Source organism: Psychrobacter sp. JB385 (genome assembly GCF_900163785.1).
Classification (GTDB): domain Bacteria; phylum Pseudomonadota; class Gammaproteobacteria; order Pseudomonadales; family Moraxellaceae; genus Psychrobacter.
This window is the reverse complement of record NZ_FUKN01000005.1, coordinates 308,600-323,391: the sequence shown is the minus strand read 5'-3', so window position 1 is coordinate 323,391 and position 14,792 is coordinate 308,600. Positions and strand designations below refer to the sequence as shown.

Below are 14,792 nucleotides of genomic sequence, written 5' to 3'. Positions count from 1 at the left end.
CATAGGCATAAAAAAGCCCCAATCGTTAAATTGAGGCTTGCTAAATTTGGTAGGCACAAACAGATTAGAACTACTGATAATACTTTCTATTATATCAATGTAGATGCATGAAAATATGTAGAGTGAAAAACCGAATGTTTTTAAGGGTCTAGTCCTCATTAGAGATATAGTGACATCACAAACTCGACAGCAGAACACTCGTTTCGCTGTTCAGAATACCGTCAATCTCTCTTACTTGACGCAGCACTTCATCAAACTCTCTCAAACTTGTCGTGTGTATTTCTGCTACCAAGTCCCACGCGCCATTGGTCGTATGGAGCTTAATCAATTGCGGGATGCCACGCAGCTTCCTAATCACTTGTGACGTAGACTTTCCTGTTACTTCAATCATCATCATCGCTTTGACGGTTTCTTTATCTAGCGCTTCATGCACGCGAATCGTAAAGCCTAAAATAGCGCCGTTATGAATCAATCTGTCTAATCTGTTCTGGACAGTGGCACGTGAAACTTTAAGTTTTTTTGCAAGAATTGAGATGGTTGCGCGGCCATCTTGTCGAAGTTCAGATATCAGCTCGCTATCTAAAGAGTCATAGGTGTAGTACGCCATAAAAGTGCCTCCTCCATTAGTTTTGACATTATGCTAAGTAATACTTATCAATATGTCAAAAATACATCAATATTTAATAAGTTATTGACATTTTAACTGACATTTATAGTTGGTAGCATATTAATTGTCGATTCAACAAACAATATTCATGGAAGGGAGCAAAACTAATGTCTAAATTTATTGTGTCACAAAAGCAGGGTGTGCCATTTGTTAGCGTACAGGCGATGGCTGAAATCATCAGTAATCATGGTATCGAACAGACTATAAAAGAATTGGTAGATGCGTTAGAGCAGGATTATCTTCGTTGGGATCAATTTGAAAAATCCAGTCGTTTTGCTTCGCATTCCAAAGACGGTGTCATAGAGCTCATGCCTGTCAGCGATGGTGACATGTTTGCGTGTAAATATGTCAATGGCCATCCCATCAATACCAAGCGTGATTTACAGACGGTAGCAGCTTTTGGCGTGTTGTCTGATGTTGATACAGGCTATCCCATCTTGCTGACAGAAATGTGTATTTTAACGGCACTACGCACGGCGGCAACCTCGGCACTGGTTGCCAAACACTGTGCGCCTAAAAATGCTGAGACTTTGGCACTCATTGGTAATGGTGCGCAAGGAGAGTTTCAGGCGATGGGTATGAAGGCAGTGGTTGGTATCTCCAAAGTGCGTTTATATGATGTCGACCCAGCTGCATCTGAAAAAGTGGCGCATAACCTTGCCGATTCAGGCCTAGATATTATCATCTGCAAAACCGTAGAAGAAGCGGTTGACGGGGCTGATATCATCACCACCTGTACCGCTGATAAGAAAAACGCCACCATCCTGCGTGATGATATGATCAAAAAAGGCGTCTATATCAATGCCATCGGTGGTGATTGCCCTGGCAAAACTGAGCTGGACGCCGACATTCTGCTAAGAGCCGATCATGTCATTGTAGAGTTTGAACCACAAACCCGTATCGAAGGCGATATTCAGCAGCTCTCTCAAGACTTTCCTGTGACGGAGTTTCACCGCATTGTGAAAGGTGAGAAAGACATACGCACCAACGAGAACAACTTAGTGGTATTTGATGGTGTCGGTTTTGCCTCAGAAGACTTTACGGCTCTAGTGTTTTTGCGTGATTTGATCAAAAAACAGGACGCCTATGAGCTGCTTGATTTGATCCCTCATCAACAAGACCCTAAAAACCTCTATTCGGTGGTGAAAGCTCATAGTAAAGATCATAGTACGGTGACGCATGAAGCTGAGTCTATGGCGTAAGTGGGGGTTGTAGGTTTGAGCCGTTATAAAGTATTTGATCCACTATAAAGTAAATAGGCGCTGCTGAAATAAATTTTGCGCCGCCTCTGTCTGCGAAGGCACAGCAAGCCAGAAAAATTTGTTTCAGTAGCGTGTGATACGGGATATATCTTTCTTATTCAGGACTGACTATAGCTAAGTAGTGAGAAAAAAATAAATTCAAATGATAAAAAATTGTTTTATTTAATGGAGACGAAATAATGAATGATCTAATGAAAAATGTGCGAATAGTAGAAGTGTATTCAGATGTCGCAGGGCATAAAAAAGGCGCGTCACTAGGAATTGATGCATTGCGCGCGTCATCAAAAGAGATGAATGCAGACTACTATGAAAAACTGCAACTTGACAGTATCAAAAATGAATATATCCATGAAGAAGAATCGCCATTTAAACATGCAAAATACGCTGATGTGATTGAGCCTGTTATCTCTAAATTGGCACATAAAATAAAAGAGATAAGAGAGGAGAATCAATTTCCTATTGTTATCGCAGGCGATCATTCTAGCTGTGCAGGAACCATGCATGGTCTCAAAATGGCGCACCCTGATGCTGAGATCGGTGTGGTGTATATAGACGCGCATGCTGATTTTCATTCACCATACACCAGTGGATCAGGGAATATGCACGGCATGCCTTTGGCAATGGCCTGTGCAATCGATAACTTGGAATGTAAACGCAACGAGCTCTCTGATGCAGAAAAAGAATATTGGGAGCGACTAAAATTTATGGCGTCCAACGAGCCATCAATTAAGCCAGAAAACGTGGTGTTTTGTGCGGTTAGAGATTATCAAGAAGAGGAAATGGAATTAATCAAAAGACATAAAATTCCTCTATACAGCGTGGCTGAAATAACCAAAAAAGGCATCAGCGCCACAGTAGCCGAAATCTTTAAAAAACTAGAGTATTGCGATCATATTTATGTGTCGTTTGATGTTGATAGTGTTGATCCTTTATACGTTCCAGGAACCGGTACGCCTGCAATGAATGGTCTATCTTATGAGCAAGCCATGCAGCTCAATATAGAGCTCATTAAAAATGAAAAAGTATGTTGCTGGGAAATGGCAGAAATCAATCCTTTATATAACAATTCAAAAGATGACTCAACGAGAATATTTAAAATTTTAGAAGAGGTCACACACTCTCTTTTAAATAATTACTAGTATGAAATATCAAGAATGAGTTAAAGGATATTTAGCCTAAAAAATATCACATAAATTTTTAGGTTAGTCAAAAAGGGACGAAAGGTAAAAATAATATGGACATTATTAAAGCCAGCACTGCAAATCAAGATGCTAGCAGTGCTAATACCAGTATCAATATCAAACAGTTTTTAAAATTCTTTATACCCTCTATGATAGGGTTGATCGTCTTTGTATTTCCCATTCCCTATGTAGATGGTAAGTTTGTCAGCTACTCAGACGGATTTACCATTCCTATCGCTGTGTTAAAGGATTATATACAGGGTTACATGAGTGACTTCTTGCCATTGCTTGTTGTCATCTCAATTATGATTACGGTGGTTGGTAGCTTATATACCAAAATCATGAAACCTGCATTGATTTTAAACAATCACTTTTTGAATAACTTACTGAACGTCAAAACATCTTGGCTAATGCTTAGACTACTTGGTGCGTTTTTTGTCGTCGTTACCTATTTTCAATTTGGGTTTGAGACCATATATTCAGACAGTATTGGTGGTTTATTGTTATATGAGCTCATGCCCATATTGTTTATTGTATTCTTTTTAGCAGGGTTATTGCTGCCGTTATTGCTTGATTTTGGCTTATTAGAATTTGTTGGGGTTTTATGCACCAAAGTCATGAGACCGTTGTTTGGTTTACCGGGCAGATCCTCTGTCGATTGCTTGGCATCATGGTTAGGTGACGGCACTATTGGCGTATTACTAACGGATAAGCAGTTGCAAAGTGGATTTTATACCAAAAGAGAAGCAGCCGTAATTGCGACCAGTTTTTCAGCGGTTTCGGTTACCTTTTGCTTGGTTGTTATTTCTCAGGTCAAGCTAGAAAGTTACTTTATCAACATGATTGGCGTGGTTGCGTTATGTGGTATTGTTTGTGCGCTCATCGTACCAAAGTTATTCCCTTTGTCTAAAATTGAAGATACATATATCACAAAGAACGATGAGGTGGATTGCGAAGCGATTCCCGAAGGAAGAACGCTATTCAACTATGGCTTACACAAAGCCGTTCAAAAAGCAGACAAGAGCCCCAGTTTTTTGACTTTTTTGAACGATGGGTTAAAAAATATCTTGGACATGTGGATAGGAATACTACCTATCGTCATGGCAATCGGGACGTTGGGGTTGATTGTGGCAGAAAAGACACCTGTATTTGATTATTTAGGTATGCCATTTATTCCATTCTTAGAGCTATTGAATATACCGTTTGCCGCAGAAATGTCTAAAACGATCATGGTGGGTTTTGCAGATATGTTCCTACCGGCTATTATCGGCTCTTCAATAGAGTCAGAGTTAACGCGATTTGTCATCGCTTGCTTATCAGTCTCTCAATTGATCTATATGTCAGAAGTTGGCGGATTGATTCTAGGAACAAAAATACCTGTTAGTTTCTTCCAGCTATTGGTGATTTTCCTATTAAGAACGGTTATCTCATTACCGATTATTGCGTTATGTGCTCATATGATTTTTTAATGATATTCCACTGTGAATCTGGCCTTGAAAGAGAAGATTGTAAATAGAGCCTGCTGAACACTCATTGCCGTATGCCTGAATAAAAATTAGCAAATAAAAAACCACCTATCAAGGTGGTTTTTTACTATTAACATCGACCTATAGTTTTAGTGATAAAACTGCTACGACGACCTATAACTTAGAAGTGCAACCTACACGAAACATCGCGTAGCACGTGTTTTATGCGCCTGACCATTAGCGTTTCAATCTCAACTCTTTTCCTCCACTAAATCTACCGTATCGACTTCAGGATGAGTGGTGTCATAGAGAACTGCTTTTATAAGGGCTATTCCCATAAGTACCATGACGAAACTGAAAGGCAGTGCACCAATCACCATTGCCGTTTTGATTGCGCCCAAGCCACCACTGATCAATAGGACCCCAACAACCAATGCTAATATAACACCCCAAAAGATAATGTGTGGACGACCTTTTGGACCTTCATTACCACCTGAGTTGATAGTGTTGATAACCAAAATGGCCGAATCTAGCGTGGTGACTAAGTAAGTTAATAGTAAGACCAGAACTAAAATAGCCATTGCCCAAGCTGCATTAGGAGATAGCATCACATCAAGCATTGCCAGCAACTGAGACTCTTGACCGACGCTTGAGATAGCATCAGTACCACCTAATGTTAAATCGATTGCGGTACCGCCCACGACTGAAAACCAAATAAAACACATCAGTGCAGGTAGGATGACCGTACCGAATAGATAAACACGAATGCTACGACCACGTGAAATACGGGCAAAGAACACCCCGACGAAAGGACCAAAGGCGATCCACCACGCCCAATAGAACACAGACCAGTCTTTTTGCCATGTGGACAACGTATCACCGACAGTCGTACCATCTGGCTGCCAAATCGTTATTAGCAGGGCAGGAAGTGCAACCACATAGTCAAACAAACCTAAGAAGAAAGATTGCAAACCAAAGAATGTCGAACCAAAGATTAAGAAAAAGGTAAACAGAATAAAGCTGAGCCACATGTTGAGATTAGACAGCCATTTGACCCCTTTACCAAGCCCTGACAATGCAGAGACGGTAGCGACCCCAACGATGACAATCAATGCAACAATAATCGCGGCCGCGGATGATTTTCCTTCAGCGTTGAGGAGCCAGTCGCCCATGCCAACACGGTACATGCTAGAAACAAACTGCTCAACACCAAACCCTAATGTTTGTGCGACGCCCAAAAGCGTTGCAATGACAGCGACAATGTCAATAGCATCACCAAGCCTACCAGACAGCTTTTTGCCAAAGATTGGCGCAAGCCCTGAGCGAATAGTAAGCGGCAGTTTGCGTCGAAAAGAAAAATAAGCCATCGAAAGACCGACTAAAGAATAGCAAATCCATGCGCTAAATCCCCAATGGAGAAAGGCCCATTTATACGCGTATCGCACGTTATCAGCACCATAGCCTGTTGCCATACCTTGAATAACTTCAGGGTTATTACCAAAGTGATACATTGGCTCTGCGGTGGCAAAGGTCAGCATGCCCACACCGATACCGGCACCAAAAATCATCGCAAACCATGAGAAATTAGAAAACTCAGGTTTGTCCCCTTTGTCTCCTAAGACAAGCTTGCCATAACGCGGAATGAAGGCTAGGAACATGGCAACAAGTAAGAAAAAGGTCACCGATAAGATATACCATGTCGAGAAGTTACTGAGCAAGAAACTGTTGATAGTGCCTAGTATGGCAAGCGAGCTTTCAGGGAAAATCACTGCCCAAAGAATAAGCAAGCCGAGTAAAATTTTTGCAGTAATCGTAACGTCTTTATTAAACCCTTCGTAAAAGCCTTTTGTGGCGACTTTGATGGGTAATTTGGTTAAAGGTTTTCTACGGTTGAATTTCATATCTAATCCTTTAGATAGTATGCTTCTCGTTGAAATGCGTCTTAGGTTCCGTAATCCTTCTGGTCGCCTAATCCATATCATTCAAAGAAGGTCATTATTTGGCCTATGCACAAACCCAACGGCGCTAAACGTGGCACCAAACAATGACACTTCCTGATTTAAATGGTTCATTAAATTTGTGGTTAACTTGGTAAGTATTCTTGACTCCAGCTATCGCTTACATAACCGCTTGCGATACTTTCCTCAATTTGTGACTCGCTATAACCAAGCTCTTTCATGATTTGACGCGTTGAATGACCGAACTTTTCGGGCCGAGAAAGCGCGTATATCTTGCTATGCGTTGGACGAATGGCATAGGGGTCAAGCTGGGTGACTTTGTGACCACTTGGGTGGTCCTCATAGGTTGAGAATGAGTAACTGCCACGATCAATACCTGGCGTGTCATCTGCTAGTCGGCTATATTCTGCGCGTAGCGCATTGATATCAGCACAGATAACGGCAGCAATATCCGCGGCTTGCAAACGATCTACCCACTCGTGAGCAGGTATCTTCTGGAATGCGTTAGACAAGAATGAGGCACGGTCACTTTTTGCTAATTGGCTAAAACCTTCTAAGCCCTCGACTCTCTCGAAGTTGTCTACGTCAACTTCATGCGCGTTTAACAATACATAGTTACCTGAGGAGGTATAGTAAAAGCGCGTTAATTCATCATGACCATTGGTTTCGCGGCCTGATGGCTCATCAAACAGCCCACGTTTTGCAAAGTCATAGCAATAAGGAATCTGTAGCAAGGCACTATTGGCAACCAGTGATGTCCGTCCGCGCCCGATACGTCCAGTACGGAATTTTTGATAAAGGGCCACACCAATACTCATCGCACCGCCAAAACCGCACATAACGTCGATGGTACCGACGTGAGCATGCTCTTCAGGCGTGTCCATTGCACCGCCGCAGCGCAGCATGATACCCGTGCAAGCCTGTACCACATCGTCATAACCAATGAAGTCGCTACAGGGACCTTTACGTACGCCACTGAAGCAGTCTAACTTACAGAAGATGGCTTCAGGATTTAAGGCTTTTAGGCCTTCAGCATCTAATCCCATTTTCTTAATCTGTGTATCGGTGGCATTCCAGACGATCACATCAACCGACTTGACCAATTTTTCAAACAGCTCGCGGCCTTCGCCTTTGCCAATATCAGCAAGGATAGAGCGTTTGCCCGTCATTTGAGAAAGACCATAAATAACGGTGTTCCAGCTGTCGTACAGTGGAGTGGCAGAATCCAGTTTGATGACCTCTGCGCCAAATCGTGCCAAGTAAGCGGCCGAATGTGGTCCTGCAATCACATTACAAAGATCAAGGACGCGAACGCCGTCTAACCAACCACGCTTTTCACCGGTTTCGTTGACTGAAGGCAATTTGGTTCTAAAGTTCTGGAACTTTGCTAAGGCCTCATCAAAGGTACTCGGCTTAGGCGGCTTGGGTTCTAACATAAGCTCACCACATTCTTCTAGCCACACAATTGGGCCTGGCTGAATCATCTTGCCATAAGTAGGATCATCGACCTCAATCATCAGACCTGCCGTTTCTGCATGATCATCGCGGATCCACTCTTGTAGCCAACGCTGCGGCGCGCCAGGGATTCCGCGTTTACCAAAGATTTTTTGCCATTCTTTAGAGGTACGTAGTAAAAAGGCGTCTTTCATTTTTGCAGCGATATGATCTGCCCAGTACTTTGGCATGGGGTAAACGCCAAGCGAGGTATCGGAGGTCCACTCACTAGAGGGTAGATACGTGTCATCTTCCTCCGTCAGGCCTTCTGCCACCAATTCATCGTACAATCCAAGCACTTCTAAGCAGCGCTTGGCATGATGTTTGTGGCTTGGGCATACCACATAAAACATGCGACCATCTTTACACATATAGCTGCGGTAAAAAGGATCGAGCAGTTCTTGCAGATCTTCGTAGTTCATATTCATTGGGATGCCTTCAACGCGGCGGCGTTGAATTTCAACTTCGCGCTGGGTTAAATAACGCTCAGGCATGTCTTCAACTTCTATTGAGTTGTAGCAGAGCCCTTCCATAACAGCAGCGGCAAGCGGCACTTCAATCGCATCACCAAGGCCAGTATTTTCACGGGCTTGTAGGGCAAACACAACTGAAGAGCCAGCCAACATGGCACCATAAGCTGAAGGTAGTGGTAGGGGTGAGAACGATGGGTTGATGCCCATGAGGACACGGTTCAAACCCATGTCGGTAAATACGCCCGAGCTTGCTGAAACGATACTTTCGTAAGCACGTAGCTCACGGCGTAGCTCATCATTTGACGCAAATCCAGGGATAGACAAGGTGATCAGCTGCGGACGTTCTGCACGTAACGCGACCAAATCGAGTCCCATTTCTGCCATTTTGCCTGGGCGAAAACCTTCGATGACGATGTCGCTTTTCAAAATGAGTTGGCGGGCCTGTGCTAAGCCTTCCTCTGTTTTGAGATCGAGTTTGAGCATCAATTTATTGCGATTTAATATGGCGTTGGCAGGGCTTTGCCATTTTGGACCTGACGGTGGGTCTATGTGAACCACAGTAGCGCCTAGGTCACCAAGCATCATACCTACAGCAGGACCAGCAATATATTGACCAAAATCGATTACTTTGACACCTTTGAGTGGCAATTCACGAGTTTCTTGCATAGTCATCCATCCTTAGAATTTTATTATGCGATTGCTATTAAAAATTAGAGCTAGTAAAAATGAGAACGATAAAAATAAGTGTTTGCTTGGCGGCGATAGCATAGAGATGAGCGGCCGCCAAACTGTATCGCTAAAGTGCTCGCTATCTATCCACCGGTGAGGTAGATAAAAAGCAAGCACCAGTGATTTACAAATTATTTGCTATTTTTGAGGACACCAATAACCCAGCACTCAACAGACAAGAGGATTAAGTTGGCATAGAGAACTGTTTTTCATCTCTCACTGCCGTGCTAGGCCAGCGCTGAGTGATGGTTTTGCGGCGAGTGAAGAATCTAACGCCGTCTGGTCCGTACATCGCCAAATCACTAAACAGTGAACGCTTCCAACCACCAAAGCTCTGTGATGCTACGGGTACTGGTAGCGGGATATTGACGCCAACCATACCGACTTCAATGTTGTCGATAAAGTGACGAGCCGCTTCACCATCGCGAGTATAGATACACGTACCATTACCATATTCATGGTCATTGATAAGTTGCAGTGCTTCAGCCATGGTTTCTACGCGCATGACTTGCAGTACTGGACCAAAAATCTCGGATTTGTAGCTGTCCATGTCTTTAGTAACATGGTCAATCAATGTTGGACCAACAAAGAATCCTTCTTCATAACCTTCTGGCTGAACGTCAGAGCCATCCGTAACTAGGGTTGCACCTTGATCGGCAGCACTCTTAATGTGCTCGACAACTTTAGATTTGTGCGCTTTGGTAATGACAGGGCCAAAGTCGTTGTTTTTCTCTGAATGCACACCGAACTTGAGCTCTTCGATAGCAGGCTTTAACGCCGCAATCATTTTGTCAGCGGTTTCATCACCAACGGCGACGGCAACAGATAACGCCATGCAGCGTTCACCTGATGAACCAAACGCTGCGCCTAGCAGTGAGGTTACAACATTATCCAAATCTGCATCTGGCATAACGATCGCGTGGTTTTTTGCGCCGCCTAATGCTTGGCAACGCTTGCCTTGCGCCGCTGCGGTCGTGTAGATATATTCAGCGATAGGGGTAGAGCCTACAAAGCTGACTGCTTTAACATCTGGATGATGCAAAATAGCATCAACAGCATCTTTGCCGCCATTGACGACGTTGATAACCCCTTCTGGAAGCCCTGCTTCATGTAGTAGCTGTGCAATAAATAGGGTAGAGCTTGGATCGCGCTCAGATGGCTTTAGAATAAAGGTGTTACCACAAACGATTGCCATCGGGAACATCCATAGTGGCACCATCGCAGGGAAGTTAAACGGGGTGATGCCAGCGACAACACCTAGTGGATGAAATTCACTCCAAGAGTCGATATTGGTGCTGACGTTACGGCTGTGCTCACCTTTTAGTAGCTCAGGTGCAGCGCACGCATATTCAACGTTTTCGATACCACGTTGCAATTCACCTGCAGCGTCATGAACGATCTTACCGTGCTCTTCACCGATTAGGCGGCAAATCTCGTCTGCATTTTGCTCAAGCAACTCTTTGAATTTAAACATGACGCGCGCACGTTTTAGTGGCGAGGTTTTGCTCCATGCCGGAAATGCCGCTTTGGCCGCAGCGACTGCTTCGCCGATGGTTTTTTCGCCACCTAACGCAACTTTTTTACTGACTTCACCCGTTGAAGGGTTGTAGACGTCTTGAGTTTGGCTGTCATTGTTGACTAAGCTACCGTTAATAAAGTGTCCGATAGTTTGCATAGTTTATGTCCTTTAAACATGTTTGTTATTGGTGAATTGATAAGTAAATGAAGGCGATTTTGATAGTACAGAGCGCTATGCGTGATCTGTACTATTGTCATCCCACAGCATGGTATAAAGCTGAATCATTTCTTCAAGATTGGGTATGCGAGGGTTATTGTTAGGAGAACCCGATGCAAATGCTTGCTCACACATCGTGTTGACAAGCTTGTCAAAGTCGGCACGCTGCACACCAAATTCCGCGAGTGTGGGAACGTGCAATTCTTTGTTTAAGTTTTTGAGAAAATCGATCAAGCGGACATTGGCGTCATCATCTGTATCACTAGAATCAGCAACGCCTAATGCACGCGCGCAGTCAGCATAACGATCGGGCGCGCTTGAGATGCCAAATTCAGTAATGGTTGGCAGCAGCATGGCATTTGAGAGGCCGTGCGGTACATGGAAAAACGCACCAATCGGGCGGCTCATACCGTGTACAAGCGCAACTGAGGAGTTACAAAAAGCGATACCAGCTAAGGTAGAGCCGAGCATCATCGCCTCGCGGGCTGCTTCGTCTTTACCATTGTGATAAGCCGTTTGGATATTAGGTCCAATCAGACGTAGAGCCGCCAATGCTTGCTGATCGCTATAGGCATTGCGTTTGGGGCTGATGTACGCCTCGATGGCATGCGTCATCGCATCAATGCCCGTGTCTGCGGTAGTACGCGGCGGTACACTGAGCGTCAGGCTAAAATCGATAATCGCTGCTATAGGCATGAATCCCATACCCACGCACAATAGTTTTTCGTTGTTGAGATCATCTGTAATGATGGTAAAACGGGTAACTTCTGAGCCAGTACCCGCAGTAGTTGGTATGGCAATAATAGGTAGGCCCGTTTCATCGACTTGACGCGGGAACTTATAGTCACGCATATCGCCACCAAATCTGCCCAAGATAGAAATGGCCTTAGCGCTATCGATAGGGCTGCCACCGCCTAGCGCGATAAGACCATCATAGTCTTTCGCTTTGACTTGAGAGACGCCAGCGCTGATAGACATTTCAGTAGGCTCTGGCACAGTGTCCGAGAACACATCCGCGCTGATTTGCGCTTCTTTTAAAATGCCTTGAATATTATCGACATAGCCAAGCTTAACCATCATATCGTCAGTGATAATCAGGGGGTTTTTGATACCCAAACTCTTTAATATCTGCGGTAGCTTTTGGCAAGCATCGCGGCCAATTTCCATCGTTCTTGGCAGAAGGATACTGTGCGACATAGTTACTCATCCTTGTATTAATAACTTCCATTATTAGCTTGATAGGCCGTTTATCCGCCGTAAGAAGAGCCGACAAAATAAATCATGCCTAACAATAAAATTTCACATAACGATAAATATTTTCTCGTTATGTGAAAGGTAACAGAATATGTTTATGATGACAAGACGCAAAAGCATAAATTTTATCGCTATAATGAATAAATTTATTTGCTGAGCGTCAGCTAAAAGTTTGGAGTAAGTAATGAGTGAGGCTAAGAAGAAGAAAGGATCAAGCGTGGAGCGTGTTTTGCAGATCGTAGAAGTGCTGGCAAGCTCCCAAAGACCGATGAGTGTCAGTGATTTATCAGAAACATTAGAGGTACCCGTACCCAGTATGTATCGATTACTGGATCAGCTGCAGAGCCTTGGGTTTATCCAATTAGATCTGCCAGGAAAAGTCACTTGCGGAAAGCGCACTTACAAGCTTGCGATGAACTTATTACAAAACAGTGATTTCAAAAATGAGCGGCTGGCGATACTAAATGAGCTATCAGCGAAAATAGGGGAGACAGTTGGCATTGCGATTTTACAAGACTTGGATGTGGTGTATGTCGATCGCGTTATGTCGGATTGGCCACTACAAATATTTTTACCGTCGGGCTCTCATGTACCTGTTTGGGCCAGTGCCAGTGGTAAGTTATTACTGGCGCAGCTGTCGGATGATAAATGTGAGCGTATCGTTGAGAAGATGTCGATACATGCGCTCACGACCAATACTCAGACAGATAAACAGCAACTGATGCAAACGATTATAAAAACACGCGAGACCAAAGTGGGTATAGACAACGAGGAGTTTATTCCAGGAATGGTAGCTTGTGCGGTCATGATTCCTAATGGCGAGCAACAAGCATTTGCCACGCTGTTTACCCATGGTCCCACCGTCAGAAAAAGTATGGATGAATTACTCAGCTATTTGCCGCTGATGCAAGAGGCTGCTGATGAGTTGTCCATCATTTTTAATCAAAATTATGAATTATGAATAGAGAAGTAATTTGTAAAATACAGCAGTGTATTAACTCTCAATCAAGACATCATCGCTTCTATAACGCATAGAATAATAAAAAAGGTTGGCAGTACCATACGCAATATGGTGCTCCCAACCTTTCATTGTTGAAGCGATTTAAAGGCTTGTACACACATATCTTGTTATCATAAATCGATTATGTTATTTTTCATAACGATAACTTTTATATCGATATATGAAATTATATTAAACTTAAAACATATTATTGAAATGCTAATACCTAACTGAGGTAACTAAAGGCAAAGAATCTCCTTGCCAAAAATACTGAGGTTATAACTCTAAGCATGTACAAGGAGTGAATATGAAAGCCTTTTTAGTAGAGAAAGTAGCTGAAAGAGAATTTTCTAGCGCGATACAAGAAGTTCCTGTTCCAGAATGCAATAAAAATGAAGTCATCATAAAGACAACTTATTCTTCATTAAATTATAAAGATGCTTTAAGCTCCATCGGTAATCCTGGAGTAACTAGAAAATTTCCTCATATCACTGGCATTGATGTAGCCGGAGTGGTGCACGAAACGACATCCGATATCTTCGCCGTTGGAGACAAGGTACTGGTTACAGGCTATGACTTAGGTATGAATACGGATGGTGGTCATTCAGAATTTGTTAAAGTCCCAACTTCATGGGTTGCGAGAATCCCAGATACGATCACTGACAAAGAAATCATGACTTTCGGTACTGCGGGATTAACGGCAGCTTTAAGTATCAATGAGTTATTAGACAATGGTCTAAAGCCAGAAGACGGTGAGATTTTAGTCACTGGTGCGACTGGTGGCGTAGGCTCTATAGCGGTTTCTATACTGAAAAAAATTGGCTTTACCGTTGTTGCCGTATCAGGAAAAGAGGAACAAATTGATTATCTTAAACAGATTGGTGCGTCAGAAGTTATTCTCAGAGACACTTTTAATGAGAATGCTAAAAAGCCTATGATGGCTGAGAGATATGCAGGGGTTGTGGATACGGTAGGCGGTGATATTTTAGCCAATGCCTTGAAATATATAAAATACGATGGGGTTGCTACTTGCTGCGGCCTCACAGCATCACATGAACTCAATACTAATGTATTTCCATTTATTTTGAGGGGCGTAAGACTAATCGGTATCGATTCGGTCGAATGTAAGCTTGAGAAGAAGCAAGCAGCATGGGACAAGCTGGCTAGTGAGTTCAAAATAGCGACGTTAGATAGTATCACTAGTGAGATTGGTCTAGAAGATATTAAAACCACTTACGTATTGATGTTAGAAGGAAAATCCGTAGGCCGATATGTAGTAAAAATATAAGAAACGTCTATCTTATTGTCTTTATGGTACATCTCAAAGAGAGTCTTAATTTTTTAGAATTAAGACTCTCTTTGTTTTTTAAGGATTCTCTTAATAGAGCTAGAGGGTCACGTGTGTGATCTAATTGTAGTAGACCTTAGTCTTGTTTATTCTTGTATACGCAACATGGCATACTTACCATGTTCTTAATCCGCAGGCTAAAGAACGTGAAGCGTGCGCAACCGATTGAACAAGCCAATGACCGTCTTCCGCCTATTATGGCGATGGTCATTGTCTTAAATGTAG

The 14,792-nt window shown here is 43.1% G+C and carries 10 protein-coding genes; 5 read left to right on the top strand and 5 right to left on the bottom strand.

The window, feature by feature from the left end:
• Positions 1-175: 175 nt before the first annotated feature.
• The gene (locus CZ794_RS03525; protein ID WP_087040231.1) at positions 176-607 is read right to left on the bottom strand and encodes an Lrp/AsnC family transcriptional regulator; all 432 of its coding nucleotides are present in this window, start codon (positions 605-607) and stop codon (positions 176-178) included.
• 167 nt (positions 608-774) lie between these two features.
• Between CZ794_RS03525 and CZ794_RS03520 the strand changes: the two genes are divergently transcribed.
• The 3 genes from CZ794_RS03520 to CZ794_RS03510 all read left to right on the top strand — a co-directional run bounded on the left by CZ794_RS03520 (position 775) and on the right by CZ794_RS03510 (position 4,579).
• Entirely contained in the window at positions 775-1,869 is a 1,095-nt protein-coding gene (locus tag CZ794_RS03520; protein ID WP_087040230.1) for an ornithine cyclodeaminase, read from the top strand.
• Positions 1,870-2,108: 239 nt separating this feature from the next.
• Positions 2,109-3,068, top strand: coding sequence for an arginase (locus tag CZ794_RS03515; RefSeq protein WP_087040229.1), 960 nt, complete (start codon positions 2,109-2,111; stop codon positions 3,066-3,068).
• 95 nt (positions 3,069-3,163) lie between these two features.
• The gene (locus CZ794_RS03510) at positions 3,164-4,579 is read left to right on the top strand and encodes a YjiH family protein (RefSeq protein ID WP_087040228.1); all 1,416 of its coding nucleotides are present in this window, start codon (positions 3,164-3,166) and stop codon (positions 4,577-4,579) included.
• 248 nt (positions 4,580-4,827) lie between these two features.
• Here the strand turns inward: CZ794_RS03510 and CZ794_RS03505 are convergent, their stop codons facing one another.
• From CZ794_RS03505 to CZ794_RS03490, 4 genes are all read right to left on the bottom strand, one after another.
• Positions 4,828-6,477 (bottom strand): BCCT family transporter, encoded by a 1,650-nt coding sequence (locus CZ794_RS03505; RefSeq protein ID WP_087040227.1) that lies wholly within the window; start codon positions 6,475-6,477, stop codon positions 4,828-4,830.
• A 182-nt stretch (positions 6,478-6,659) separates the two neighbouring features.
• Entirely contained in the window at positions 6,660-9,167 is a 2,508-nt protein-coding gene (locus tag CZ794_RS03500; protein WP_087040226.1) for a CoA transferase, read from the bottom strand.
• Positions 9,168-9,414: 247 nt separating this feature from the next.
• Positions 9,415-10,905, bottom strand: a complete 1,491-nt coding sequence (locus CZ794_RS03495) for a CoA-acylating methylmalonate-semialdehyde dehydrogenase (RefSeq protein ID WP_087040225.1) — start codon at positions 10,903-10,905, stop codon at positions 9,415-9,417.
• A gap of 75 nt (positions 10,906-10,980) precedes the next feature.
• Positions 10,981-12,162 carry an iron-containing alcohol dehydrogenase gene (locus tag CZ794_RS03490; protein WP_087040224.1) on the bottom strand — a complete coding sequence of 394 codons (1,182 nt, stop codon included), beginning with the start codon at positions 12,160-12,162 and terminating at the stop codon, positions 10,981-10,983.
• Between the two features lie 241 nt (positions 12,163-12,403).
• On the opposite strand from CZ794_RS03490, the gene CZ794_RS03485 reads away from it, so the two are divergent.
• Positions 12,404-13,180 carry an IclR family transcriptional regulator gene (locus tag CZ794_RS03485; RefSeq protein ID WP_087040223.1) on the top strand — a complete coding sequence of 259 codons (777 nt, stop codon included), beginning with the start codon at positions 12,404-12,406 and terminating at the stop codon, positions 13,178-13,180.
• A 346-nt stretch (positions 13,181-13,526) separates the two neighbouring features.
• Positions 13,527-14,507 carry a YhdH/YhfP family quinone oxidoreductase gene (locus CZ794_RS03480; protein ID WP_087040222.1) on the top strand — a complete coding sequence of 327 codons (981 nt, stop codon included), beginning with the start codon at positions 13,527-13,529 and terminating at the stop codon, positions 14,505-14,507.
• Positions 14,508-14,792 lie beyond the last annotated feature (285 nt).

Excerpts from the sequence above, each read along its gene's own strand:
- CZ794_RS03525 (WP_087040231.1), bottom strand. The coding sequence starts at position 607 with ATGGCGTACTACACCTATGACTCTTTAGATAGCGAGCTGATATCTGAA.
- CZ794_RS03520 (WP_087040230.1), top strand. The coding sequence starts at position 775 with ATGTCTAAATTTATTGTGTCACAAAAGCAGGGTGTGCCATTTGTTAGC.
- CZ794_RS03515 (WP_087040229.1), top strand. The coding sequence starts at position 2,109 with ATGAATGATCTAATGAAAAATGTGCGAATAGTAGAAGTGTATTCAGAT.
- CZ794_RS03510 (WP_087040228.1), top strand. The coding sequence starts at position 3,164 with ATGGACATTATTAAAGCCAGCACTGCAAATCAAGATGCTAGCAGTGCT.
- CZ794_RS03505 (WP_087040227.1), bottom strand. The coding sequence starts at position 6,477 with ATGAAATTCAACCGTAGAAAACCTTTAACCAAATTACCCATCAAAGTC.
- CZ794_RS03500 (WP_087040226.1), bottom strand. The coding sequence starts at position 9,167 with ATGCAAGAAACTCGTGAATTGCCACTCAAAGGTGTCAAAGTAATCGAT.
- CZ794_RS03495 (WP_087040225.1), bottom strand. The coding sequence starts at position 10,905 with ATGCAAACTATCGGACACTTTATTAACGGTAGCTTAGTCAACAATGAC.
- CZ794_RS03490 (WP_087040224.1), bottom strand. The coding sequence starts at position 12,162 with ATGTCGCACAGTATCCTTCTGCCAAGAACGATGGAAATTGGCCGCGAT.
- CZ794_RS03485 (WP_087040223.1), top strand. The coding sequence starts at position 12,404 with ATGAGTGAGGCTAAGAAGAAGAAAGGATCAAGCGTGGAGCGTGTTTTG.
- CZ794_RS03480 (WP_087040222.1), top strand. The coding sequence starts at position 13,527 with ATGAAAGCCTTTTTAGTAGAGAAAGTAGCTGAAAGAGAATTTTCTAGC.